Here is a 775-nt window from a genome sequence, read left to right on the forward strand (position 1 = left end):
CAGCAATATTACTCGGCAACAATTTGAATTAATTCGACCAGCTTTAGAAAATTTTCGTAAGCGAACTAAGCCTCGAAAATATGACCTCTACGAGGTCTTCTGTGCGGTCCTATATGTCTTGAAAACCGGTTGCCAATGGCGTCAAGTCCCCGGTGATTTCCCAGAATGGCGGTCAGTTTACAACTATTACAAAATTTGGTCAACTAAAGCTGAGCCTACGGCTGATTCTTTATTGGAACAAGTTTTAAAAAAATTGTCATTGCTCGGCGAACTTACCAAGGACGTTCAGCTTTAACTTCCTTTATTATCGTTGACGCTCAGAGCGTCAAAAACACCGCTACTGCTGAAAACAAAGGTTACGACGCTGGTAAGAAAATCTCGGGGATTAAGCGCCATCTGGCAGTTGATATCAATGGCTTTCCGCAGGCCATTCACATGACGCGAGCGAACGTCTCTGATCGAGACGGGGCCAGTGCAATGATCGCTTTACATGCCATGCATTTACGCCAGGTTCAAAATGTCTTAGTTGATGGTGGTTATTCAGGCGTTAATTTTCAGCTCGATGTAGCCAGTAATTTAAACGCAACCGTGCAGGTTGCGAAGCGCAATGAGTTGCATCGATTCGAAGTCATGCCCCAACGTTGGGTAGTCGAACGATCTTTTAGTTGGCTAGAGAATTGTCGGCGACTTTGGAAAAATTGTGAGCGTCAATTAACCACCAGTCTGCAAATGGTCGTTTTAGCGTTTTTAGCACTATTACTTAAGAGATTTTAGA

Annotated in this window: 1 protein-coding gene; it reads left to right on the forward strand. The window is 43.7% G+C overall.

What is annotated here, in order from left to right; translation table 11 throughout:
* Nucleotides 1-774, forward strand: a protein-coding gene (locus D1831_RS14260; RefSeq protein WP_125073458.1) for an IS5 family transposase whose coding sequence is annotated in 2 segments (ribosomal slippage) — nt 1-245 and nt 245-774 — 775 coding nt annotated over the 2 segments. Because the reading frame shifts where the segments join, the coding sequence is not laid out codon by codon here. This gene is flagged as partial in the annotation.
* Nucleotide 775: the final 1 nt, after the last annotated feature.

The sequence above is a fragment of the Lactiplantibacillus garii genome, assembly GCF_003885105.1.
In the GTDB taxonomy this organism is placed as follows: Bacteria; Bacillota; Bacilli; order Lactobacillales; family Lactobacillaceae; genus Lactiplantibacillus; species Lactiplantibacillus garii.